19 protein-coding genes, 1 tRNA gene and 2 pseudogenes are annotated in these 22,182 nt (G+C 63.7%); 10 read left to right on the forward strand and 12 right to left on the reverse strand.

Annotated elements, in window-relative coordinates; genetic code table 11:
• Positions 1–176: 176 nt before the first annotated feature.
• The 5 genes and pseudogenes from QP803_RS08105 to QP803_RS08125 all read left to right on the forward strand — a co-directional run.
• Positions 177–2,297 carry a DUF3363 domain-containing protein gene (locus QP803_RS08105; RefSeq protein ID WP_284947263.1) on the forward strand — a complete coding sequence of 707 codons (2,121 nt, stop codon included), beginning with the start codon at positions 177–179 and terminating at the stop codon, positions 2,295–2,297.
• A 267-nt stretch (positions 2,298–2,564) separates the two neighbouring features.
• Positions 2,565–2,861 (forward strand): type II toxin-antitoxin system RelE/ParE family toxin, encoded by a 297-nt coding sequence (locus QP803_RS08110; RefSeq protein ID WP_284947264.1) that lies wholly within the window; start codon positions 2,565–2,567, stop codon positions 2,859–2,861.
• Positions 2,862–2,872: 11 nt separating this feature from the next.
• The gene (locus QP803_RS08115) at positions 2,873–3,181 is read left to right on the forward strand and encodes a HigA family addiction module antitoxin (protein WP_284947265.1); all 309 of its coding nucleotides are present in this window, start codon (positions 2,873–2,875) and stop codon (positions 3,179–3,181) included.
• Between the two features lie 129 nt (positions 3,182–3,310).
• On the forward strand, positions 3,311–3,559 hold the full coding sequence (locus QP803_RS08120; RefSeq protein WP_284947266.1) for a hypothetical protein: 249 nt from the start codon (positions 3,311–3,313) through the stop codon (positions 3,557–3,559).
• 21 nt (positions 3,560–3,580) lie between these two features.
• Positions 3,581–4,654, forward strand: a pseudogene (locus tag QP803_RS08125) (recombinase family protein); the annotation flags it as partial.
• Positions 4,655–4,795: 141 nt separating this feature from the next.
• On the opposite strand, the gene QP803_RS08130 reads toward QP803_RS08125, so the two are convergent.
• The 8 genes from QP803_RS08130 to QP803_RS08165 form a co-directional block, all read right to left on the reverse strand.
• Positions 4,796–5,041 carry a hypothetical protein gene (locus QP803_RS08130; protein WP_284947267.1) on the reverse strand — a complete coding sequence of 82 codons (246 nt, stop codon included), beginning with the start codon at positions 5,039–5,041 and terminating at the stop codon, positions 4,796–4,798.
• Positions 5,042–5,182: 141 nt separating this feature from the next.
• Positions 5,183–5,272, reverse strand: a tRNA-Ser gene (locus QP803_RS08135).
• A gap of 57 nt (positions 5,273–5,329) precedes the next feature.
• Positions 5,330–5,932, reverse strand: a complete 603-nt coding sequence (locus QP803_RS08140; RefSeq protein ID WP_284947268.1) for a DUF1684 domain-containing protein — start codon at positions 5,930–5,932, stop codon at positions 5,330–5,332.
• 66 nt (positions 5,933–5,998) lie between these two features.
• The gene (locus QP803_RS08145) at positions 5,999–7,423 is read right to left on the reverse strand and encodes a sensor domain-containing diguanylate cyclase (RefSeq protein ID WP_284947269.1); all 1,425 of its coding nucleotides are present in this window, start codon (positions 7,421–7,423) and stop codon (positions 5,999–6,001) included.
• A gap of 150 nt (positions 7,424–7,573) precedes the next feature.
• The gene (locus tag QP803_RS08150; protein ID WP_284947270.1) at positions 7,574–8,035 is read right to left on the reverse strand and encodes a CreA family protein; all 462 of its coding nucleotides are present in this window, start codon (positions 8,033–8,035) and stop codon (positions 7,574–7,576) included.
• Positions 8,035–9,177 (reverse strand): ceramide glucosyltransferase, encoded by a 1,143-nt coding sequence (locus QP803_RS08155; protein WP_284947271.1) that lies wholly within the window; start codon positions 9,175–9,177, stop codon positions 8,035–8,037. The genes QP803_RS08150 and QP803_RS08155 overlap by 1 nt, the downstream gene beginning before the upstream one ends.
• Positions 9,178–9,309: 132 nt before the next feature.
• Complete coding sequence (mdoH, locus tag QP803_RS08160) at positions 9,310–11,520, reverse strand: glucans biosynthesis glucosyltransferase MdoH (protein WP_284947272.1); 2,211 nt, start codon at positions 11,518–11,520, stop codon at positions 9,310–9,312.
• Positions 11,457–12,998 carry an OpgD/OpgG family glucan biosynthesis protein gene (locus QP803_RS08165; protein WP_284947273.1) on the reverse strand — a complete coding sequence of 514 codons (1,542 nt, stop codon included), beginning with the start codon at positions 12,996–12,998 and terminating at the stop codon, positions 11,457–11,459. Before QP803_RS08165 ends, mdoH begins: the two co-directional genes overlap by 64 nt.
• A 208-nt stretch (positions 12,999–13,206) precedes the next feature.
• Between QP803_RS08165 and QP803_RS08170 the strand changes: the two genes are divergently transcribed.
• The 3 genes from QP803_RS08170 (at position 13,207) to QP803_RS23990 (ending at position 14,199) form a co-directional block, all read left to right on the forward strand.
• The gene (locus tag QP803_RS08170; protein ID WP_284947274.1) at positions 13,207–13,485 is read left to right on the forward strand and encodes a hypothetical protein; all 279 of its coding nucleotides are present in this window, start codon (positions 13,207–13,209) and stop codon (positions 13,483–13,485) included.
• Between the two features lie 128 nt (positions 13,486–13,613).
• Entirely contained in the window at positions 13,614–13,895 is a 282-nt protein-coding gene (locus QP803_RS08175; protein ID WP_284947275.1) for a type II toxin-antitoxin system RelB/DinJ family antitoxin, read from the forward strand.
• Complete coding sequence (locus QP803_RS23990; RefSeq protein ID WP_350356072.1) at positions 13,864–14,199, forward strand: type II toxin-antitoxin system YafQ family toxin; 336 nt, start codon at positions 13,864–13,866, stop codon at positions 14,197–14,199. Before QP803_RS08175 ends, QP803_RS23990 begins: the two co-directional genes overlap by 32 nt.
• Before the next feature lie 10 nt (positions 14,200–14,209).
• Here the strand turns inward: QP803_RS23990 and QP803_RS08180 are convergent, their stop codons facing one another.
• From QP803_RS08180 to QP803_RS08195, 4 genes and pseudogenes are all read right to left on the reverse strand, one after another.
• Entirely contained in the window at positions 14,210–16,162 is a 1,953-nt protein-coding gene (locus tag QP803_RS08180; RefSeq protein WP_284947276.1) for a carbohydrate-binding domain-containing protein, read from the reverse strand.
• Between the two features lie 266 nt (positions 16,163–16,428).
• A pseudogene (locus QP803_RS08185) lies at positions 16,429–16,860 on the reverse strand (LysE family transporter); the annotation flags it as partial.
• A gap of 275 nt (positions 16,861–17,135) precedes the next feature.
• Entirely contained in the window at positions 17,136–17,279 is a 144-nt protein-coding gene (locus tag QP803_RS08190; RefSeq protein WP_284947277.1) for a hypothetical protein, read from the reverse strand.
• Between the two features lie 88 nt (positions 17,280–17,367).
• Entirely contained in the window at positions 17,368–19,167 is a 1,800-nt protein-coding gene (locus QP803_RS08195; RefSeq protein ID WP_284947278.1) for a flavin-containing monooxygenase, read from the reverse strand.
• On the opposite strand from QP803_RS08195, the gene QP803_RS08200 reads away from it, so the two are divergent.
• Together QP803_RS08200 and QP803_RS08205 are read left to right on the forward strand one after the other, a co-directional pair.
• Positions 19,166–19,735 (forward strand): GNAT family N-acetyltransferase, encoded by a 570-nt coding sequence (locus tag QP803_RS08200; protein WP_284947279.1) that lies wholly within the window; start codon positions 19,166–19,168, stop codon positions 19,733–19,735. The genes QP803_RS08195 and QP803_RS08200 overlap by 2 nt on opposite strands.
• A gap of 36 nt (positions 19,736–19,771) precedes the next feature.
• On the forward strand, positions 19,772–22,090 hold the full coding sequence (locus QP803_RS08205; protein ID WP_284947280.1) for a helicase-related protein: 2,319 nt from the start codon (positions 19,772–19,774) through the stop codon (positions 22,088–22,090).
• Positions 22,091–22,182 lie beyond the last annotated feature (92 nt).

Raw genomic sequence — 22,182 nt, forward strand, 5'->3', positions numbered from 1 at the left:
GTGGTGCCGCCTGAGGCACTTTTCTCTTTATTTTCAATGCAAAAGTGGGTGGCGCTCGCAAGGTGCCGCGTGGCACGTCCCGCTGTTTCTACGCTACAGCAAGTCTTTTTACGCCACACCACGATGAGTGCTTTCGAGGTCTTGCGCATCCCGAATCCGATGCTGATCGTCCTGTCATGGCAGGCAATGACGCAGACGATTTCCGCATCAAACCGGGGCGGTCCCGTACCCAAAGGACGCGCGTCCGTTCGCACGACCTGCCGTTCCTGCAACAGGTCAAGGCGGCCGTTCGCAAAGCCGGCGGCAACCCCAATCGGATCGGCCGGGGATCGGGATCGGCGGGCAGCCGGAAAGGGGAAGGCAGCGGGCGGTTCAATGCGCACGGCCGGGGCGCGAAGGTGGTGGCTTCCTTTCCGAAAGACGGTGGTGGATGGAGCCGCGACGGGAACGGCGCGCGGTTTCGTTCGCGCCGTGTGGTGGTCAAGGCGCGGGTGGTCAAGCTCAACCCGCAGCGCGGCTCACGCGGCCTGAAGATGCGGGGCACGGTGAGCAAGGCGGCCGACGCCCACCTGCGCTACCTCCAACGCGACGGGGTGATGCGCGACGGCGAGAGGGGCCGCGCCTATTCGGCACAAGAGAACGAGGCGGATGGCCGTGCCTTCATCGAGCGCGGGCGGGAGGACCGCCACCAGTTCCGCTTCATCGTTGCGCCGGAGGATTCCGTCGAGATGAGCGACCTTCGCGGCTTCACCCGCGACCTCATGCGGCAGATGGAAACCGACCTCGGCACGAAGCTCGATTGGGTTGCGGTCGATCACCACAACACCGGCCACCCCCACACCCATGTCGTCGTCCGGGGCGTCCTCGACGATGGCCGCATCCTCAACATCGCCGGCGACTACATCGCCCATGGCGTCCGCCACCGGGCGAGCGAACTGGTGACGCTGGAACTCGGGCCACAGACCGAGCTTGATGTCGCCCGCAAGCTGGCGACCGAGGTGGATGCCGAACGGCTGACCCGGCTCGACCGGATGCTCATTACCGAGCAACAGGAGAAGGGCGTCGTGTACCTTCGCCCCGATGCCGCCGAGAGCTACACTGTCCGCGCCAACCGCCATCTTCTCATCGACCGGGCGAAGAAGCTGGAACGCTACGACCTCGCCACTGAAACCGAGCCCGGACGTTGGGCCATCTCCGAGAAAGCCGAACCGACCCTGAAGGCTTTGGGCGAGCGCAACGACATCATCAAGACCATGCACCGGGCGCTCGCTGATCACGGTATCGCCGACGAGCGCGGTCCGAGCCAATATGTCACCCACGGCAAGCAGATCGCCCATCCAGTCGTCGGGCGCGTGCTCGCCAAGGGATTGGCCGGGGACGAGATGGGCGACCGGCTGCACCTGGTCATCGACGGCGTGGACGGGCGCACCCACTATGTCGAGACGGCGGATGCGACCAAGCTGGATGAGATCAAGCGGGGGCATATCGTCTCGCTCGATCCCGTCCCGACCAAGGCCGAGCCGAGACCCGCCGACCTCAATATCCACACGATGGCGGAAGCCAATGGCGGCATCTACCGGCCGAGCCAGCATCTGGATGCCATGCGGGACATCATCGAACGCCGCCACGGCGACCCGGACGCCTTCATCCGCTCCCATGTCCGCCGTCTGGAAGCGCTTCGCCGCGCCGGCCATGTGGAGCGCATCGACGCCGATCACTGGAAAATCCCCGCCGACATCGCCGAGCGCGGTGTCGGCTATGACGCGCCGGGACGACCCAAGGACTTCGCCATCCGCACGCTCTCGACCCTCGACCTTGAACGGCAGATCGGCAGCGGCGGCGCGACCTGGCTGGATCGGGAGCTTGTCGCCGACAAACGGACCCCGCTGGCCGAGGCGGGCTTCGGCCAGGAGGTGAAGGATGCCCTCTACCGACGGGCCGAGCGGCTGGTGGAGATGGGCCACGCCACGGACAGCGGGCAAACGATTACCATCCCGCGCAAGACCATCGCCGCGCTCGAACGGCAAGAGGTCGATCACGTTGGCCGGCAGATGGCGGCCGAGCGTGGCCTGTCCTATGCGCCAAGCGAGCTGGGGGAATATGTGACCGGGCGGCTGGCGGGCGTCGCCACCCTCACCAGCGGGCGCTTCGCCATGATCGAGGACGGATTGGGCTTCCAGCTCGTCCCTTGGCAGCCCGTCCTCGAAAAGCGCATCGGTCAGCATCTCAGCGGCATCCATCGTGACGATGGCGGCATCGAATGGGGCTTCGGCAGGCAGCGCGGACTCGGATTGTGAAAGTACGGAAAAGCCTTGCCTGCTGGTGGCGAGGAGGCCGGACCAGCGCCATCCCGTCAAGGCCAAGCCGCTGCGCGGTGGCGCGTGCCGCGCCAGCCTTGACCGGCTGTCACTGGCCCAGCGGGGGGCTCTCCAAGCAAGTAAGGCTGATTGGGAGCGTGGACGTTCCAATGCCGACGCAGAGGGCTGGCGTCGGTTCCGACCCCAAAGAGGAGCTTGCAAAATGACCTATGGAGTGGTACATAGGGCTATGTTCGGAGCGCCGGAATGATCGTTGGCTTTCGGGACGAATGGCTGCATGCCTTCTTCGTGGATGATGTCCGGTCGCGGAACATCCCGCCTGATCTTGAAGCCCGGCTGTTCCGCAAGCTTCAGATGATCGACGACGCGACGACCGATCAGGACTTGCGGGTGCCGCCCAGTAACCACTTCGAGAAGCTGCGCGGCAATCTGGCGGAATTCCATTCGATCCGCGTCAACCAGCAATGGCGCTTGATCTTCCGTTGGGACGGCGGGCGTGGAGAAGCGGCGGACATCTATCTGGATGACCACAGCTATAGGTGAAGGAGTAAACCATGCTGACAACAAAGCGTAAGCCGGCGACGGTCGGCGAGATACTGACTGAGGAGTTCATGGAGCCGATGGGCCTGACGCAAGCAGCACTTGCCGAGGCGATGGGCGTTCAGCGCAAGCACGTCAACGAACTATGTAACGATCGCAGGAACGTGACAGCGGCAACCGCCCTCATCCTCGCCCGTGTGTTCGGCAACAGTCCGGACTTCTGGCTTAACGTTCAGCGGCGCAGCGACCTATGGGACGCGATGCATATCCCCAAGGAGCGTGAGCGAATCGAACGCGCCCGCCCACTAAAAAGTGCCGCGTAACCTACGTTTGGCAACTATGGGCAGCGCCAGTCCCGCATCACCCAAGTATTTTTACGCTCTGTTGCGAATCGTACTGTCGCGTAAAATTGGGCCGTTCTTGTTTTTGACGAGTCGCGCGATCCTGTCGGGATGTCCCGAACGCGCGAAAAACAGCAGAAAGACCGTCGCGAATACCCGCATCTGGGCGTTCTGCCCGACGATCTTTACATCCAGTTGGAGCCGTGGCCCCGCATCGGCCGGCCGCCGAAGCATGATGTTGCTACGTGGACCGTCACCGACGACTGGCCCCGGTGCGTCCCGGTCACGGAGGCCGAGGTGGGCGTGTTCGAGGCATGGTTCGGCGACATCTTCGATGAACTGTTCGGACCGTGCCGATGATTTGACAGGGAGATATCTGCCATGACCGTGCCGCTACGCGCCGCCCTTTACTTGCGCGTCTCGACGGCGCGCCAGGCCGAGCATGATGTCTCCATCCCCGACCAGAAGCGCCAGGGCGAAGCCTATTGCGCTTTACGGGGCTACCAACTCGTCGAGACCTACGTTGAGCCGGGCGCATCGGCGACCAATGATCGCCGCCCCGAATTCCAGCGGATGATCGAGGCGGGCACCAGTAAGCCTTCGGCGTTCGATGTCGTCATCGTCCATTCGTTCAGCCGCTTCTTCCGCGACCACTTCGAGCTTGAATTTTACGTCCGCAGGCTCGCCAAGAATGGCGTCAAGCTCGTCTCCATTACCCAGGAGATGGGCGACGATCCGATGCACGTCATGATGCGGCAGATCATGGCGCTATTCGACGAGTACCAGTCCAAAGAGAATGCCAAGCATGTCCTGCGGGCCTTGAAGGAGAATGCCCGTCAGGGCTTCTGGAACGGCTCCCTGCCGCCCATTGGCTACCGCGTCGTCGCGGCTGAGCAGCGCGGAGCCAAGGTCAAGAAGAAGCTGGAAATCGATCCGCTGCACGCCGACACGATCCGGCTGATCTATCGGCTTGCGCTGGAGGGCGACGGCACGTCCGGCCCAATGGGCGTGAAGAACATCACGGCCCGTCTCAACCTCCACCGCCTCTTTACCCGCGACGGCGGGCGCTGGGGCATCGGGCAGGTTCATCGCATCCTGACGCGGCGCACCTATATCGGTGAGCACGAGTTCAACAAACGCTCCAAGGCCAAGGAGTTGAAGCCGGTCAGCGAGATCGTCACAGTCGCCGTGCCGCCGATTATCGATCAGACAACCTTCGACGCTGTGCAGGCGCATCTCAGGTCACGAAACCCGAAGGTGACGCCGGCCCGCGTTGTCAGCGGCCCCACCCTTCTTACCGGCATCTGCTTTTGCGCCGACTGCGGCGGGGCCATGACGCTCCGCACCGGCAAGGGCGGGCGCTATCGCTATTACACCTGCTCGATCAAAGCCCGGCAGGGCGAGACCGGCTGCAAAGGCCGCTCGATCCCGATGGAGAAGCTGGACAACCTCGTGGCCGGCCATATCGAAGACAGGCTGTTGCAACCGGAGCGGCTTGAGGAAGTGCTGGCCGCCGTGCTCGACCGCCGGCAGGAGCGCTCGGAACGTCGCCGCGAACACATCGCCGAACTAAACAAGCGCGCCGCCGAAACCGATCTACGGCTCAAGCGGCTGTATGACGCCATCGAATCGGGCGTGGCCGATCTGGACGACCCGGCGCTGAAAGACCGTATCGCCGGGCTCAAGGCGACTCACGATCAAGCACAAGCCGACGCGGAGCGCGCTCAGGCCATGCTCGAAAGCTCCGGCCAGCAGGCGATCACGCCGCAGATGGTGCGCAAGTTCGCCCGAACGGCGCGGGCGCGTATGCGGATCGACGGCGGCGGCTACCGCCGTGACCATCTCCGCGCGCTCGCCCAGCGGGTCGAGGTTGCGGATAAGGAAGTCCGTATCATGGGATCGAAGGGCGATCTGCTCAGAGCCCTTGCAGCCGGAGCGGGCGTAGCGCCGGCTACGCCCGGCGTTCGCAGTTCTGTTCTGAAATGGCGGAGAGGGTGGGATTCGAACCCACGGTACGCTTGCACGTACGGCGGTTTTCAAGACCGCTGCCTTAAACCACTCGGCCACCTCTCCTCGGCAGGCGCTATGATACGGGCGAAAACGCCGCGAGAGAAGGCACCGCGCGTTTGGTCAGCATTCCCCCGCGCGTATGGCGGCAGGCAGCCGGTTTTCTCGCGGGGCGAGGGGGCAGATATAGCGCGGCGAATGCGCGCAGGACGGGGCATAGGCGAAGTTGAAGTCCAGGATCAGCCGGCCGTCCGGGGCGGCGCCGAGGTCCGCGCTCTTGATGGTGTCCAAAAGATAGCGCCCGGCGCCGTAGGTTTCCCGGCCGCTGGTCGCATCCGCGAAGGGCAAAAAGACGCCGCCGCCGTAGCCGCCAATCCAGTAGAGCGTGAGTTCACCGCCAAGAGCCGCCTGCAATCCTTCCGTCGTCGCAAAGACGTCCAGCAGAACGCTGCCGTCATTCCCCGCAGGCAAGGCGATTTGCCCTCCGGTGGCAGGCACTAGGCCGACCGTGAAGCGCAGGGCCGGGTCATAGGGAAAGACCTTTGGCCCGGTGTAGTCGACACGCTCTTCGGCATCGATGGGCGATTGCGGATGCGTCGCGAACAGCCGGGACCGCGTCGCCACCCATTGCCGCCACGCGACCTCCGGGTTCGGTTCGCGCCGGATATCGGCATAGAGGTCTGCGACCTGACGTCGCCAGTCCCAAAGGTCTTCGATGTCGCTCATCGACCGGATATGAGGCGCAGGCGCCGCGATGCAATGCTATGGGCGGGTTTGGCGGAAGGCGTGGTCTCAGGATCCGACCGTCTCGGACACCGCCGCGGCATAATGAAGCCGCTTGGCTTCATACATCCGCTCATCGGCGATACGGATCGTCGCTTCCAGGCGTTCGTTGGGCTCGGCGGTCGCGAGGCCCAAGGAAATACGCAAGGGCACCGAGGAGTAATACTGGTTGTTGATCTCGATGAGACCGGCAAGCTGATCGACCATCAGCTGCCCGCCACGCTCATCGGTCTCCGGCATGAGAATCGCAAATTCATCGCCGCCGATGCGGCAGGCGTGCATCGGCTCACTGACGGCCATCGTCAGCACCTCCCCCATCCGGCGCAGAAGGCCATCGCCCGCGAGATGGCCGAGCTGATCGTTCATCGATTTCAAGCCATCGAGATCGATGATGATGATCGAGATCGGGTAGGGGCCCTTGCGCTCCAGCCGGTTCAACTCATCGACATAGAAGGACCGATTGAACAGCTTGGTCAGTTCGTCGTGCTTGCCCAGAAACTCAAGATAAGCCTCGGCCTTCTTGCGTGCCGTGATATCGGTCAATGCGACCTGCACGAGCGCCCAGTCATCCTCATGACCCGGCAACATCGACAGCTGTAGATGCAGATACAGTTCTTCGCCGTTCAGGGTGTAGTTCACGACTTCACGCTGCTGGAGGAGCTTGCCATCCCACAGATCGATCAGCTGCTCCTTGAAGGGCCGCTCCATTTTGTCCCGAAGGATATCGGGCAGGCGGCGCATCAGGGTTTTCTGGTCGGGTGCGCGAAACAGGGTCAGCGTGTGCTGGTTGACCGAAATGATCCGGATTTCGCGCATGCAGCGCACCACGAACTCCTCATGCACATCGAGAAAGACGCGGAAATCAGTGATCCCCTTGGCGCGGACATCATCAAGAAGAACCTTGATGGCGCTGAAATCCTCGACCCAGAGTGAGACCGGCGAGTATTCGAACAAACCGCGCGCGTAACGTTCGCTGGCATCCAGTTGCCGGCGCACCGCTTCGCGGTCCGTAATGTCCTGCACCGCCACGAGAACGCGACCTAGCGTGCCCTCATAGCCTGGCAAGACCGTGCCCTTCGTCTGTACATCGAGACGCCGGCCACTGAGTGTGTAGTTGACGGTCTGGCTGGCGAAGGCGTTTTTGCCCGCCCAAAGCTGGCACAATTCGCTGATCAGTGACGCGCGCGAATCCGGTCCAAAAATACGGTCGAGGTTGCCGACGAGGTCGTCTAAGCCTGAGGCCTCGAAAAGCTCCAGAGTACGCCGATTGACTTTGATCACTTGCAGCTTCGCCGAATAGTCAACGATCCGCGCTGGATCATCGGCCAAGTAGGCCGCCAAATCCTCGATGCCCTCGGCCCGCAATTGCTCAAAGAGCGGGTGAAGACCGCTGTAATCCTCCAACCAAAGGGACACCGGTGCCAGCTCGAACATATCCGCATCCACGGACTCATTCGGAGGCTTTGCAGTGGCGCTCTCGGGACTCGGTCGTTGGACGGTCATTGGCAGCAACATAGGGACGCTCGTATTATTGAGCAACGGCGGGCCCCGCTTTACGGGGCCGCTGTCAAGCCTGGTGGCGTGCTAGGGGTTCCCGCTCGTCGCGACCGCCGAAATGGAATTGAACGGGCTGCCATCCGTGAGGCGGCTGCTGATGGCGACATAGAGGATCACCTTCTTGTCGTCGTCCAGCATGCGATACACCGCGAGATGCTTGAAGAAGACCGAGAGTGCGGCATCGAACACACGCTGCTTCTTCGGCAGACCCGTGGGGTAGGACACCGGCCCCACGGCGCGGCAGGCGATGGAGAAGCGGGACGGATCCTCGGCCAGGCCGAAGCTGCCTTTGACGCCGCCGGTTTCGGCGCGCGACACATAGCAGGAGACATTGGCGACGGCGGGATCATCGTAACGGTCCACCACCACCCGGTCGTTGGAGCCGAGTAGCCGGAATGTCGTGTCAACGCTTCCGATGCGGCTTTGCGCGAGGGCGGTCTGGGACAGTCCCATGCCTAGCACCATAATCGCGGCGAGCCATTTCGTCATCAATCGAGTTCTTCCGCCATGACCTGTTGAATGTTCATCTCATTGCCGCGCCATTCAAAATCGTTGCGCAACCATGCCTCGACCCACAGGGCCGGCAGCAGCATATCGCGGATTACGCTGGCGAGCAGCATGCGTGGCGAAAAATACCAACCGGCCGACCAAGCCAGCATGGCCTCACCGCCGAACCAGATGGCGCTGAGGATGGCGACGACCAAAGCCTCACTGCGGCCCTCGGCCCAGGCGACGTAAACCCCTGCGAGCACCGGAAACAGGGCGCCGGTGAGGATTTCGGGCGCGAACATGACCGGGAAGGTCGTGCGGCGTAGCGTGGCCCAGCGGCGCTGGCGGCTCCAAACTTCGGAGAAGGTCCGCTTGCCGAGCGGCTGGGGGAAGGGGGTATCGACCAGATGCACGCGCAATCCGGCCTCATGCACCATCTTGGTAAAGGCGGCGTCTTCCGCAATTTCGGTGCCCAGGGCCTTCAGCAAGCCGCCCGCACGATCGACCACGTCACGATGGAACAGCATGCTTTTGCCCTGCGCGAAACCGAAGCCCAGGGTTTCACCGACATATTGCCAGCGCGCCTCGAAGGTATTGAGGAAGGCGCATTCCAGGGCGGCCCAAAAATTGCCCGGCCGCGCGCCGATTGGCATGGAACAGACCAGGCCGGTATCCTTCCGCCACCGGCCCATCAGCCGCTGCACATAGTCCGGTGGCATCAGGACATTGCTGTCCGCCATGATGATCCAGCTATGCCGCGCCTCGTCCCAGCCCTTCAGAACGTTGTTCAGCTTGGGGTTGGAGCTGCGATTGTCCTCGCCGATCAGCAGCCGCGCCGGAACCTGCTTGTGACTCTCGATCAGGCTATGGACGATGCCGCCGACCGGGTCATCCTCCCGCGCCAGGCAAAACAGGATTTCGTAATTGGGATAATCGAGCGCGAAGGTGGAGGCCAAGGTTTCGCGTTCGAAATTATCGACCCGGCAGACAGGCCGGATGATGGTCACATGGGGGGCGTCGATCGGCGCCGAGGGCAGGCGCGATCGTTCGCGGCAGCGAATGGACGCGATCGCCAGGCTCAGCACGTGAACGACAGTCGCGAGAAGGCAGAATGCGGCGGCAGATGTGGCAAGCGTGATCACGCTGCGACTCCGATCAAGGGCGAGCGCTCCCGACTCTTGAAGGAAGAGGGGGCTCTTGCTGCGGTTGAGACAGAGGAGACAGCACTTGTCCAATGACCGTTCGGCGGCAAATCACCGCTCGCTGGCCGCGCCTTACCGGGACGCGGCCGCCGGCGCGGTCTGGCAATCGACGTTCAAGGCGACCAGGCGGTCTAGGCCTTCCGCCGAGCCTAGCACGGCGGCGGTCTCGGAGGTGCTAAGGGCGGACAAGGCTGCCTGGAGCGATGTAGCCTCCTGAAGTTTCGTGAGGCCGACCAGCAGCGGTGCATCAATGGGGTCGTGACCCGGCCGGCGCGGCGGCGGCAGCATCGCGCGGTGGTGCTCCATCAGTCGTCGGCTGCCGAGCAGCCGGGCAACGCCGCTTTCCGCATGCTGGCGCCGCAAGACTTCATGCGCCGCCGTCGCGCGTTGCATGACGGTCGGGGGGCGATGCTCCTCGACGATCTGCAACAGGCCGAGGCGCCGCAGGGCGAGGCCGATGCTGCGGCTCGCCGTGATCATCTCCATCGGCACCGCGAGCACCAAGCCGAGCAGGACCGGCGTCATCCACAGAAACAAGGCGGGCGAGACGGCATAGGCGGCGACGGCCAGCACGATGCCGAACAGCATGTAGCGCCAGTATTGGCGCCAGACGATGCGGAAGGGCACATGGTCGCCGTCCCGATTCTGGACGTTCCAGCCGGAATCCCGGCCGCTGAGAATCTGGATCACACCCGAGGTCTGGATGAGCATGGCCACCGGCGCGACCAGCGCGCCGAGCAGGGTTTCGAGCAGCAGACTGAGAAAGGCGCGGCCGGCCCCGCCGCAGCCCCGGCGCAAGGGTCCGTTGAACAGCAGCAGGATATAGGCGAAGACTTTCGGTGCCAGAAGTACCGCCATGGTGCCGATGAAGACCCATTTCGCGAGTACCGGATCGACCTGCGGCCAGCGCGGAAACAAGGATTTCGTGGTCCCGAAATAGGACGGCTGCACGAAGCGGGACTGCAAGGAAATCAGCACGCCGGCGAGCAGGAAGCACAGCCAGAGCGGCGCGGTGACGTAGCTGCCGATGCCCATCAGCAAATGCAGCCGGCTCACCCAGTTCAGCCCGCACGCCGGCAAGACACCGACATGCTGGAGGTTGCCCTGGCACCAGCGGCGGTCGCGGACCGCGACATCGGTGAGGGAGGGCGGGCTTTCCTCGAAACTGCCGCCCAGAGCGGGGATCATATGGATGGCCCAGCCGCCGCGCCGCATCAGCGCGGCTTCGACAAAATCATGGCTCAAAACCGGGCCGCTGAAGGGCTTGCGGCCGCGCAGATGGGGCAGACCGGCCTGTTCGGCAAAGGCGCGGGTGCGGATGATGGCGTTATGGCCCCAGTAATTGCCCTCCGAGCCATGCCACCAGGTGATGCCCTGGGCGATCAGCGGCCCATACACGCGGCCTGCGAATTGCTGCATGCGGGCAAACAGTGTCTCGCCATTGACGATGACGGGCAGGGTCTGGATGAGGCCGACACCCGGATTCTGCTCCATCGCGGCGGCCAGGCGCACGATGGTGGCACCGTCCATCAAGCTATCGGCGTCGAGCGTGATCATCTGCGGATAGGCGCCGCCGAAGCGGCGCACCCATTCCGCGATATTGCCCGCCTTGCGCTCGATATTCTTGGCGCGGCGGCGGTAGAAGATGCGCGTCTCCCCACCAGTGCGCTGACGCAGCGCCAGGAAGGCGGCTTCCTCGGCGATCCAAATATCGGGATTGGTGGTGTCACTGAGGATGAAGGTGGTGAAATGCGCGCCCCGCCCGGTGGCGATCAGCGATTCGTCCATCGCCTCCAGCCCCGCCATGACGCGGGCCGGGCTCTCATTATAGGTCGGCATCAGCAGCGCCGTGTGGCCGGTGAGTTCGGGGAGAGGCCCGTCTTGGGTGATGCCGAAGCGCCAGCCGCCGCCGCTCATCGCCGCAATGAAGCCGCCCAGGCTGCTCATGAAGGCGAGGGCGACCCAGGCAAACAGCGTGACGAACAGCAGCAGCACGAGGATGCCGAGGATGCTCGGGCCGTTGCTGTTGAAGACGAAATACATCTTCTCGCCACCGGCGAGGGTCATGGCCACCGCGCCGCCGATCACGAACAGCCGGCGGAAGACGATGCCGCGCGGCTCACTCGCGGGCCGCCCACCGCGTGGGGGCGCCTCGGAAAGGGATTGCACGGGCATGGCGAGCGGCGCCTCATCCGGCAAGGCCCGGAAGCCGGCGTCCGTCACGGCGTCCAACGGTAGAGCCAGGTTTCGGACACGGGACCTGCCGCGCCGATCAGGATGCATTGCAACTCGACGAGCTTCGCGTCACCCGGTGCCAGCTCAAACAGAATCCGCCAGCCGCCGCTATCGGGGTTCGGCTCCACCACGACGTTTTGAATTTTGCCCTGCGAGGTTTTGACGTCGGCATGGACCTTGCCGTCATCGGGTAGGTTTTTCACCGCATCCCCCACGATATCGAGCACGATGAGCCGTCGCTTGCCATCCTCGGTGGCGCCGATCCGCGTCGCGACGATGCGGCCGAGCGGGGTCGGGAAGGGGTTATCCCAGCCCCAATGCATCCGGTAGGTGAAGGTATATTCGCCCTTCGCGGCCAGCTTGTCCTTCGGCCGCCAGAAGGCCACGATATTGTCGTTCACCTCGTTTGCGGTGGGGATTTCCACGAGTTCGACGACGCCCTGTTCCCAATCTCCGATCGGCTCGATCCAGAGGCTGGGCCGCTTTTCGTATTGAAGGGCGAGGTCCTCATAATCCGCGAAGGCCCGCTTACGCTGCATCAGGCCGAAGCCACGCGGATTGCCGTCCGTAAAGGCGCTGATCTGCAGGGTCGTGGGATTGTTGAGCGGGCGCCAGATTTGCAGCCCCTGGCCATTCCACATCGACAGCCCCTCGGAATCATGCGCCGCCGGCCGCCAGTCATCGACCTTGTTGTGATTGTTGGTGTCGAAATCGAACATGCCGGTGAGCGGGGCGATGCCCGGCTCGGTGATGTCCACGCGCGGATAGAGGGCGCTTTCGACGTCGAACACGGTTTCCGCGCCCGGCCGCAAGGTGAAGCGAAAGGCGCCGGTCACACTCTGGCTGTCGAGCAGGGCGTGGATGACGAGGGAACTGGCGCCGGGCTGCGGACGTTCCAACCAGAAGGCGCGGAAGCGCGAAAATTCCTCCTTCTGGTTGCCAGTGCCGATCGCGAGGCCCCGCGCCGAAAGGCCGTAGACCTGGCCCTTGGCGACAGCGCGGAAATAGCTCGCACCCAAAAAGACGCAGACTTCGTCAAAGACATCCGGCCTATTGATGGGGGCACGGATGCGCAGCCCGGAAAAGCCGATGTCACCGGCCACCTGCATCTTCGGATTCTCATAGTCGAACATATCGGCGCTGTAAGGCACGGCCTTGGCCTGGCCATCGGCCACTTCAAACATATCGACGCGGGCCTCATAGAGGAATCCGCGGGGAAAGAACTCGACCTGGAAGGGCAGCGACTGGTCGTGCCACAGGGCCCGGTCGGCGCGATATCGAATGCCCCTGAAGTTGTCATAGCTCATATTGGTGATGGCCCCGGGCAGCTTGGTGTCGGGCCCGACATAGGCCTGACGTGCCAACGCCTGGGCGAGGCGGCGCACCGTCGCACCGTCGAAAGGCCCCGTCACGGGTGCGGGCAGCGGCACAGTGGCGGCGCGCGCGCTAGCCGGTAGGCCTGTGCCAGCAAGCAGAGCGAGGAGGGAGGCGGTGGCGCTCCCTTGGACCAGATCACGTCGATACAAGGCCGGTCCTTTCTGAGACGAAGAGGGGGGCGAAGACGGCGGGCGAAGACGGGGAGCAAAGATCGGGGTATGCGCAGATGGGGATGGTCGTGGCCAGAGGTGGGCCCGAACCCCATGAAGACAATGCTGCACCACGGCATTGATCTAAGCTGCTGTCGCGGCACACAAAAACGGCGCAATATCCGCGCCGACAACAAGGACAAGCCTCATGGGGTATGACACGGCCAATCGCGGCGGCGGCAATATTCCTCCCTGGGTCGGCGCCTATGTCGTCTATAGCCGGGCCTGGATGATCCTCGAACATCTTCGCAAGAACGGCTACGGCGTTGGCCGGCACGCCGTCTACAAGGAGATGAAGCGGGTAGAGGAGGAGATGGCGGTGATGATCGCGGCTCTGGATCAAGGCCTGGAAGACCCAGTGCGCGATGCGGTGGACCGTAACACGCGGTTTCTCACCACGCAGCAGTTGGCCGCGACGAGCCGGTAGCAACCGCTCTGCTTACACTTGATATGTCTAACGCTTGGATGTATCTCAATTGAGTATCTGTGCTTAGGCGCAGTTTACGCGTGGACGCGCATCATTCCGCCTCCCGCCCAGATATCGGAGACCGCGCTATGGCCGCTCAGAGCACGATGCTGCATGTGCGCGTCGATGAAGAGATGAAGACGAGGGCTGCAGAAGCGCTGGAAGCCATGGGACTGACGGTTTCCGATGCGGTGCGGGTGCTCCTTCATCGTGTCGTCCAGGATCAAGCCTTTCCTTTAGAACTGAAGGTTCCAAACGCAACGACGCGTCGGGCCATGCAAGACGCAGATGAGATGATGAAGGCGCGGCGTTTGCGCTTCAGCAGCGGGGATGATTTGATTGAAAGCCTCGACGACGTCATCGACACATAAGCGCGCCTCGCTTCCTCGAAGTTCGGACTACACGCGCGACTTTCTTAAAGATTGGCAGCGACTCACGCGATCGGGTCGGTATGATCTCACGCGGCTGAAGTCCGTTATACTCATGCTCGTCGCCAATGATGCGCCTCTTGGTCCTGAATGGCGTGATCATGCTCTCACATCAAACTGGGCTCGTCATCGAGAATGCCATATCGGGGGCGATTTCTTGCTCATCTATCAGCTTGAAGACGGCAAGACGGCTGGCGCCGTTTTGTTCGTCCGAGCGGGAACGCACGCCGACTTATTCGAGACGTGAGCCATAGCCTCTATGCGGTGGTCGTGACCGTGAAGGTCGTGTGGCTGATCGTCGTCAGTTCGACGACGCCGGCGCCGTAATGCGTGCCGTTGAGATTGATGCCATTGACGTAGAGGTCGCGCCCCGCAGCGGCGTTATCGAATTGGATGGCGATCGTATGCGTGCCCGCGCCGAAATTGCCCGAGAATGAAGCGCTCTGCCATAAGCCGCTGCTATGCGCGACGGAGACACCCTGTGGTGTCGATGCGGCCTTGCCGTCGATGATCAGGGTGAACTGCGCATTCCCCCCTGAGGCATTCCCGGAAAGATGCAGGATTAAGGTATCCGCCGGCGCGCTGGCTTTCGCCGTTGATCCGCCGACCGTGTAATCATAGGCGCCGCCGGCGTTCATCTCCTTGCTGGTCCCGGCGTAGGTCACGCCATCGAAGGCAATGCCGTTGATGTAGAGGTTCCGGTCCGTGGCGTCGCTGCCACCCCAGGCGTCATTGAGGAACGTGAGCTGAACATCATGGGTACCGAGACCCCAATCCCCGGTCACTGACACGACGTTGGAATGGTTATCTGCCTGAAGCGCAGAGGCAGCACGGACGCCACCCACCTGTTTTCCGTCGACTGAGATCGTGTAGTCCGCGTTTCCCTTCCACGCATCTTCCGCGATATTCAGCGTCAGTGTCTCCGTCGTTGCGACGGGCGGCGTCGTGACCGGGGCCGTCGTGATCGGCGTGGTGGTTGTCGTGGTCCCCGGCTCGACCTCGACGATCAACGGATGATCCGTGATGCCGAGCGTGACGCTGCTGACATTGGTGAGCGTTTCGATCGGGGTCGTGCCCTTGAGGGGATCGAAGACCTCCACCGTCTTGTACGTCGCGCCGAGCTTGACAGTGACATTCGTCGTGGCGGCCGTGACTTCGGCGCCCTTTGCTTCGTTCCAGATCGCGGGTTCGTTCCAGACCACAATGTCCGACGCGCCGCTGGATTTTTGAATTTCGAGCGTATGGCCGGTCGAGGGCAGGTTCGTCAGCGTGTAGCTGACCGGCTTGAGGGTGAAGGTGCTGGCCGTGGTGCCGGTATCTGCCAGGATCGTGGTCAGGTTATGGATCGCGGTGGCGGCTTCCTTCGGCGTATTGCCGGGGGCGTAGAGCCCGTAACCGTCGTCGCCCTGCGACGACCCCGCCGCATAGGCGTCCATGAGCTGATAAAGATCGGTATGCGCGATGCCGCTTGCCGCATCGTCCATCAAGAGGTCGAGCGTGTATTTGGCCTGCACGTCCTGATTGACGTCACCGCTGGTGCCGCCATTCGTGCTGTAGCCGGTCTCCGTATAGACGGCGGCACCTGTCGCCGGCGTCTCGTTCCCCAGGGCCTGGGTGCGGTTGACCCATTGATAGGGCGCGTCGCCCTGGTTCGGATAAGGGTGCTGCGTGTCGTAATCGGCGAGGCCGGCGGTGGTGGCGGGGTTCGGGCCGACCGCATCGCTGCCCGCCGCATAGCCGGTGAAATAGTCGACCGAGACGCCCTTGAGGTCCGCATTGGCGTGAACGGCGGCATAGATCGCCTTCTGCAGGGCGACCGCGCCCGCGAGGCCGCCAACGCCGTTATAGGTGATCGGAAAGTTGTTGATCTCGTTCGCACCCTCGACCGCGATGACGCTGCCAGGCACGGCCTTGTTCAGCGCCGCCACCAGGGCGAGTTGAGCGGTCAGGCTGGCGGTCGTGATCGCGCCGCCACCGAACAGGCAGATCGTGAACTTTACGCCTTCCTTGGCGAGGGTGATGTAGCTCGATAGCGGCGCCGAGCCCGCATATCCATTACTGATCGTGTCTCGTACTTCGGTAATGCCGAGATATTTCAAATCCGCATCGATATTGGTGATATTAGCATAACCCCCGTCTGTATAGGGAATATGCGTGTTGACGCCGAGCGTATTGAGAAAGTCGGCCGAACGGAGTGTGGTTCCGGTCATGGTCGGCTCCTGCAAGGGTGTGTCTAAACGCTGCACGGACGAGGGTCCGTCGTGACACGACGCAGGAACTACTGTCCTGGCGTAATCCTTTTGGCTTACAGCGTAAGAACACCGTTAGCACAAAGAATGACCAGATCAATATTTTTTTGAAGACAATGGGATTAATTATTCGATTCTTAAAGCGATCGTCTTGGCCGTGTGGCGGGTTGAATTTCTTGTCCCGATCCTACAACTAACACATTACAACACCGCAATGAAATATTCGGTCAGTGCAGGTGGATGAGCGGCCCCGCCACGAGCACCAGGGCAAAGGCTGCCACGGCCGACAGCAGGCCGAGGAAACCCGCGAAATACAGCCAGGGGCGCGGTGCTGCGAAGGGAATGACGTTGAGGGCGAAGATGATCGCCTTGGGGTTGAGCAGCGTCGTGACGAAGACTTCCCGCAGCGTGATCAGTCTGCCGTGTTGGGCGATCACGGCGGTGCCCCGGCGCCACAGACAGATCGCCAGCCACAGCAGGTAGAGCCCGATCAACAGCCTGAGCGTGAGGGCAATCGCCGGGTGGCTGGTCAGAATGGGCCGCAGCACCAGCCCGATCACGAGGATCGCGATCATATAGCCGCCGGCCTTGGCGGAGATGAGCGGCAGGGCGCGCCTGAAGCCGACCTGGGCGCCTGCGGTGGCGAGAAGGGTATTGGTGGGGCCGGGCGTGCCGAGACCTCACGATCCTCGTGCATGATCTCATCCGCAAGTGCCATCTGTCGCTCGAACTCGGGATTGTATGCGGTCAACCGGTAGCCGCCGTCCGGCGCGTCGGTAAGATACAGCGTGTCGCCCTTCTGAACTTTCAGATGAGCCATAGCTTGCTTCGTCAAGATGAAGCCCGAAGACGCGCCGACGGTGGTGATCCTTAAGGTCAGCACGCGAACCTCTGGGCTATATAATCTGAATTATATAGCCCAGAGCCGCTGTTTTCAGCAGCCGGGGTTATAGGGGTGGTAATAGCAGAAACGCGGATGATGGGGCGTCACGATGAGGCAGCCCGACAAGGACACGCCCAGGCCCACGAGCAGCGCGACCCCCATAAGCGGCTTCAGATACCCTCGAAAATGCGACATTCCTCTTCCCCCGGCAGGTGACCGCGCGGTATTGCGCGGGCGATACCGAGGCTACCCAAAGTCCTTGCCCGGTCAACGCATTTCCGCGTCACGTCCGGTGATGTGTCTCCGCCAAAGCATAAACGGGGGTATGAATGCCTTCCATCCGCGCCTTGAGCTGAAGGGCGAGATATTGGGAATAGTGCCGCGACTGGTGCAGATTGCCGCCTTGAAACCACAATGCCTCCTGCTGCGTCGGCTTCCACATATTCCGCAATTCGCCCTGCCAAGGACCGGGATCCTTGGTCGTATCCGAGCCCAGGCCCCAGCACTTGCCCACGCGATCAGCGACGTCTTGGCTGATCAACTTGGCAGCCCAGCCGTTCATCGAGCCATAGCCCGTGGCATAGACGATGAGGTCGGCCGGCAGCTCCGTGCCATCGCTGAACAGCACCGCGCTTTCCGTGATCCGCTCGGTGCCGACCCCGCTTTTGAGCTTGATGTCGCCATTGGCGATGAGCCCCGAGGCGCCGACGTCGATGTAATAGCCCGAGCCTCGGCGCACATATTTCATGAACAGCCCGGAACCGTCATCGCCAAAATCCAACAGGAAGCCGGCCTTTTCCAGTCGCGTATAGAAATCGGCATCGGCGTCGCGAATCGCCGCGACAGTGTGCTTATGGAACTCACCCATGATGGCGTAAGGCAGTGACGCGTTCAGCAGATCCGCCTTGGCCGTATCGATGCCACGGTCGAGCGCGGCTTCGGAATAGAGATGGCTCGTCCCGAACTTGAACAGCGAGTCCGCGCGCGCCACAAGCGTGGATGACCGCTGCACCATGGTGACTTCGGCCGCGTCATGCTCCCAAAGATCGGCGCAGATATCGTGCGCCGAATTATTGGAGCCGATGACAACGCAGCGTTTGCCGCGAAAGGCCTCGCCGCTGCGATACTGGCTCGAATGCAGCAGCGTGCCCGCGAAGCTTTCGGCACCGGCCACATCGATGACATTGGGGATGCCCGACATGCCGGTCGCGAGCACGAGGTGCTTAGGACGTAGCGTCATGCTCTCCCCGTTTCGATCGACGGTGACGACCCATTCACCGGCCGCCGCATCATACTGCGCGCCGACGCAGGAGGATGAGGTCCAGTAATTCAGCTCCATCACCTTGGCATAGGCTTCGAGCCAGTCGCCCATCTTGTCCTTCGGCGAATAGACCGGCCAGTCGTCCGGGAAGGGCAGATACGGCATGTGGTCGTACCAGACCGGATCATGCAGGCAGAGCGACTTGTAGCGCTGGCGCCAGGAGTCGCCGGCATGGGCATTGCGATCGATGATGATCGTCGGCACGCCGAGGCGCTTCAATCGGGCGCCAAGGGCGAGGCCACCCTGGCCGCCGCCGATGATCAGGCAATAGGGCTGGCGTGTGATCCCCAGCGTTTCTTCCTCCGCCGTCTTGCGTTCGAGCCAAGTGGTGCTGCCGCGACGCACGCCATGCTCGGCACCGAGGGGCCGGGTGCGGCCCTTTTTCTCCTCATGCCCCTTCAAGGACTCCATCGACGTCAGCAGCGTCCAACACAGCCCGTCCCGCAGCCTGACATGGGCGATGCCCGTGGCGACGGCCGTTTCGAACGTGAACCAGCCAGAGACGGTGCCATTCTCCTCCTGAGATCCGTCCTTGGGAAGAAGGGTATGGGGCTGCACGTCTTGCAGCCGCGCCTGCAACATCGCAGCGATCGCGGGCCGCCCCTCCGTCGTGTGGATATTCCAGGTGAAGGCGACCAAATCACGCCAATAGGCCTTGTCCTCGAATAAAACGGCCGTAGCCTCGGCGTCATTGCGCTCAAGCGCCGCGCCGAAAGCCGAGACCCAGTCCGCCAATGCCGATTGCGCAATGGTCTGGCTCATGCCCGTCTCTCCCTCGTTTTTTATTGTCCTATTGGTGCCATGCGGGGGCACGGGCGTCCATCGCGCGCCGGCGCGCGTTGCGGCGACCTGCCAGGACGGCCATATCTGGCGCATGACCACGCGCTATGGGCTCGAAATTCGCGCCGCCACCGGCGCTGAGGCGCCGGGCCTGGCCGAGCTTCTGGCCGCCGGCGGCCATGCGGTCGCGCCACGCCTTCTGGCAGACCGGCTTGACGCCATCCGCCAGGGTGCGGGCACCGCCTTGGTCGCGCTGGAGTGGGGTCCGCCCAGCGGCGTGATCGTGCTCCATTGGTATCAAACGCTGGAGGCCGCTTTACCGGTCGCCCTGATCACCACGCTTCTGGTCGCGCCCGAGGCGCGGCGCCGGGGCATTGGCCGGATGTTGGTCAAGGCGGCGGCCCAGGCGGCACGGGTCGCCGGTTGCGGCGCTTTGGAGCTTGCGGCGCTGCCTGATCAGACGGAGTTGGAGGCCTTTTGCCGCGCCACCGGCTTCATCGAAGCGGGACCCCGATACCAGCGCGTGCTGCGCAAGAACGCTACGCTATAGCGCATCACCGCCGTGATCATGCTTTAAGCGGCCACGATGATCAATTTCTCCCCTGCTGAAGCCGCGATCGAAGCGGCGAACCTCACCGTCGAAACCCATGAAATGGCGCGGTTGGAGCGTCTGGTGGCCCGGCGGCTGCCCGCCGACCGCGAGGCCGTGCGAGACGCGCTGTGCGAACTGCGTCGCAAGGGCTGGGTGTCCCGGCTGTATGACACCTCCCAGCGCGAAGGCCGCTACTGGGTTCTGCGCGAAGACGCGGTCGCGGCGGCGGCCGGCATCCAGGACCCGGCGGTCGATGACGCGACGCTGCGTGAGGCGCTCGATGCGGTGATGCTGACGCGGCTGAGGGGTTTCGCCGCAGAGCCGGGGCAGGCTCTGGACCTCGCCTTGACTGAGCTGTTCGATTCCGGCGGCCGTATTCTGACCGCGCCCCAGCATGAGGCGCTGGCCCAAACCGTCGCGCGCGCCTTCGATCTGCTGCCGGATGCGCCCTTCGTGCTCGCCGCGCTGCGGGACGAGGAGGTGCGCCGTCGCGAGCGCCGTGACGCCGAAACGGCCGCGCGTGCCGGCCGGCGGGAAGAGGTTCAGCGGCTGCGCGATTGGGAACGCAGCCTGGTCGAGTTCAAGGATGTGCCGGCCCTGCTGGGCTGCACGATGAAGGAAGCGCTGCGCTGGATCGCGGCCAATCGCTTGCCGGTGGCGCGGCGGATTCCGCAAAAGGGTGGCGAGCGCTGGGAATTCGACCCGGTGGCGCTCGCGCCCTTACGCGTGGAGATCGCCCGCTGGCGGCAGGAGGAGCAGGGGCCCCAAATCGGGATCGGGGGCGGTATCGGCGCCCCGGCCATTCGCTCGGGCAAGGCCGCCAATGCGGCCATCGCGCGCGTTGCGGCGCTCGACCGCTATGCCGCGCATTTCTCCACCGCGCGGGCCATCGAGCGGCGGATCACGCTGGTCACCGGCCCTACCAATAGCGGCAAGTCGCATCTCGCCCTCGATCGCCTGGCCGGTGCCACGAGCGGCTTGGCCTTGGCGCCGCTGCGTCTGCTCGCCCACGAATTCCGTGAGGCGCTTGCCACGCGCGGCGTGGTCGCTTCGCTTGCCACGGGTGAGGAGCGGATCACCGAACCGGGCAGCCGCCATCTGGCCGCGACGGTGGAGATGTGCCCGCTGCACAACCCGGTCGAAGTGGCGATCGTCGATGAGGCGCAGATGCTCTACGACCCCGATCGGGGCGCCGCCTGGACGGCCGCGATCATGGGTGCGCCGGCGCACCATGTCTTCGTGCTGGGCGCGCCAGATTGCGCGCCGATGGTGCGGCGCATCGCGGCGCTTTGTGGCGATCCGCTGGATGAGATCACGCTGCTGCGCAAAGGCCCGCTGGTCGCGGCGAGCGAGGCCGTGCCGCTCGCCAGCCTCGGCGTGGGTGACGCCGTGGTCGCTTTTTCCCGGCGGGAAGTGCTGGATTTGCGGGCGGCGCTGCAGGCCAAGGGCAAGCGCGTCGCCGTGGTCTATGGCGCGCTGAGCCCTGAGGTGCGGCGGGCCGAGGCCGCGCGCTTCAACAGTGGCGAGGCCGATATTCTGGTCGCGACGGACGCGATCGGCATGGGCCTGAACCTCAATATCCGCCGCGTGGTGTTTGGCGCCTTACGCAAGTTTGACGGCACGCAGAGCCGGGACCTGCTTGCGCAGGAGGTGAAGCAGATCGGCGGCCGGGCCGGGCGCTATGGCAAGCATGAAACCGGCATCGTCGCCGTGCTGGCAGGGGCCGGCAGCCCGAGCTTCGTGCGGCAGATGCTCGCGGCGCCGATGGCCGAGCCCGGCGATCTGCGGCCCTTGGTGCAGCCGGACGCGGATATCGTGCGTGCCGTCGCGGCTGAAATCGGCTCCGACAGTCTGTTCGGCGTGTTGGCGCGCATCCGCCGGGCCGTGCTGCGGCGGGACGACCCGAATTACCGCCTCGCGGATATGAGCCAGGCCTTCGCCGTGGCGACGGCGCTGGAAGGTGTCGCCGGCCTCGATCTACAACAGCGCTGGACTTATGCGATGTGCCCGATCGACGAGCGCGACCATGGCATCCCGCGCCTCGCGACCTGGGCCGCCGAGCATGGCGCCGGTCGCGCCGTGCCGCCGCCCTCGACCGGGCGTCTGCCGCCGCCGGAGCGCGCGTCGCGGGAGGAGTTGGAGCGCGCCGAGAAGCGGCACAAGCGGTTGGTGGCCTGGCGCTGGCTGGCTTTGCGCTTCCCCGATGCCTATCCCGAGCATGCCGAGGCGGAAGCGCTGACCGCGCAACTCGACACCTGGATCGAAGCGGTGCTGCGGCAACAGCGGCGCACCAAAGGCACGTCGAATATGTAATGATGCCGCGTCATCCGCCCTAAGTACTTTCCGAGCCTGCCGCGAGGACCACCAAGCGCCTAGACCCCCCTGTGCGGACCGAGCCTTCGGTT

It is taken from the genome of Acidisoma sp. PAMC 29798 (assembly GCF_030252425.1).
Taxonomy (GTDB): Bacteria; Pseudomonadota; Alphaproteobacteria; order Acetobacterales; family Acetobacteraceae; genus Acidisoma; species Acidisoma cladoniae.

Coding starts and splice junctions, on each gene's coding strand:
- QP803_RS08180 (WP_284947276.1), bottom strand. CDS start 16,162: ATGACCGGAACCACACTCCGTTCGGCCGACTTTCTCAATACGCTCGGC.
- QP803_RS08205 (WP_284947280.1), top strand. CDS start 19,772: ATGATCAATTTCTCCCCTGCTGAAGCCGCGATCGAAGCGGCGAACCTC.
- QP803_RS08175 (WP_284947275.1), top strand. CDS start 13,614: ATGGCCGCTCAGAGCACGATGCTGCATGTGCGCGTCGATGAAGAGATG.
- QP803_RS08130 (WP_284947267.1), bottom strand. CDS start 5,041: ATGGTCACGGCGGTAGCCGCCGCCGTCGATCCGCATACGCGCCCGCGC.
- QP803_RS08200 (WP_284947279.1), top strand. CDS start 19,166: ATGCCCGTCTCTCCCTCGTTTTTTATTGTCCTATTGGTGCCATGCGGG.
- QP803_RS08170 (WP_284947274.1), top strand. CDS start 13,207: ATGGGGTATGACACGGCCAATCGCGGCGGCGGCAATATTCCTCCCTGG.
- QP803_RS08105 (WP_284947263.1), top strand. CDS start 177: ATGGCAGGCAATGACGCAGACGATTTCCGCATCAAACCGGGGCGGTCC.
- QP803_RS08150 (WP_284947270.1), bottom strand. CDS start 8,035: ATGACGAAATGGCTCGCCGCGATTATGGTGCTAGGCATGGGACTGTCC.
- QP803_RS08110 (WP_284947264.1), top strand. CDS start 2,565: ATGATCGTTGGCTTTCGGGACGAATGGCTGCATGCCTTCTTCGTGGAT.
- QP803_RS08140 (WP_284947268.1), bottom strand. CDS start 5,932: ATGAGCGACATCGAAGACCTTTGGGACTGGCGACGTCAGGTCGCAGAC.
- QP803_RS08190 (WP_284947277.1), bottom strand. CDS start 17,279: ATGTCGCATTTTCGAGGGTATCTGAAGCCGCTTATGGGGGTCGCGCTG.
- mdoH (WP_284947272.1), bottom strand. CDS start 11,520: ATGCATCCTGATCGGCGCGGCAGGTCCCGTGTCCGAAACCTGGCTCTA.
- QP803_RS08115 (WP_284947265.1), top strand. CDS start 2,873: ATGCTGACAACAAAGCGTAAGCCGGCGACGGTCGGCGAGATACTGACT.
- QP803_RS08145 (WP_284947269.1), bottom strand. CDS start 7,423: ATGTTCGAGCTGGCACCGGTGTCCCTTTGGTTGGAGGATTACAGCGGT.
- QP803_RS08120 (WP_284947266.1), top strand. CDS start 3,311: ATGTCCCGAACGCGCGAAAAACAGCAGAAAGACCGTCGCGAATACCCG.
- QP803_RS08195 (WP_284947278.1), bottom strand. CDS start 19,167: ATGAGCCAGACCATTGCGCAATCGGCATTGGCGGACTGGGTCTCGGCT.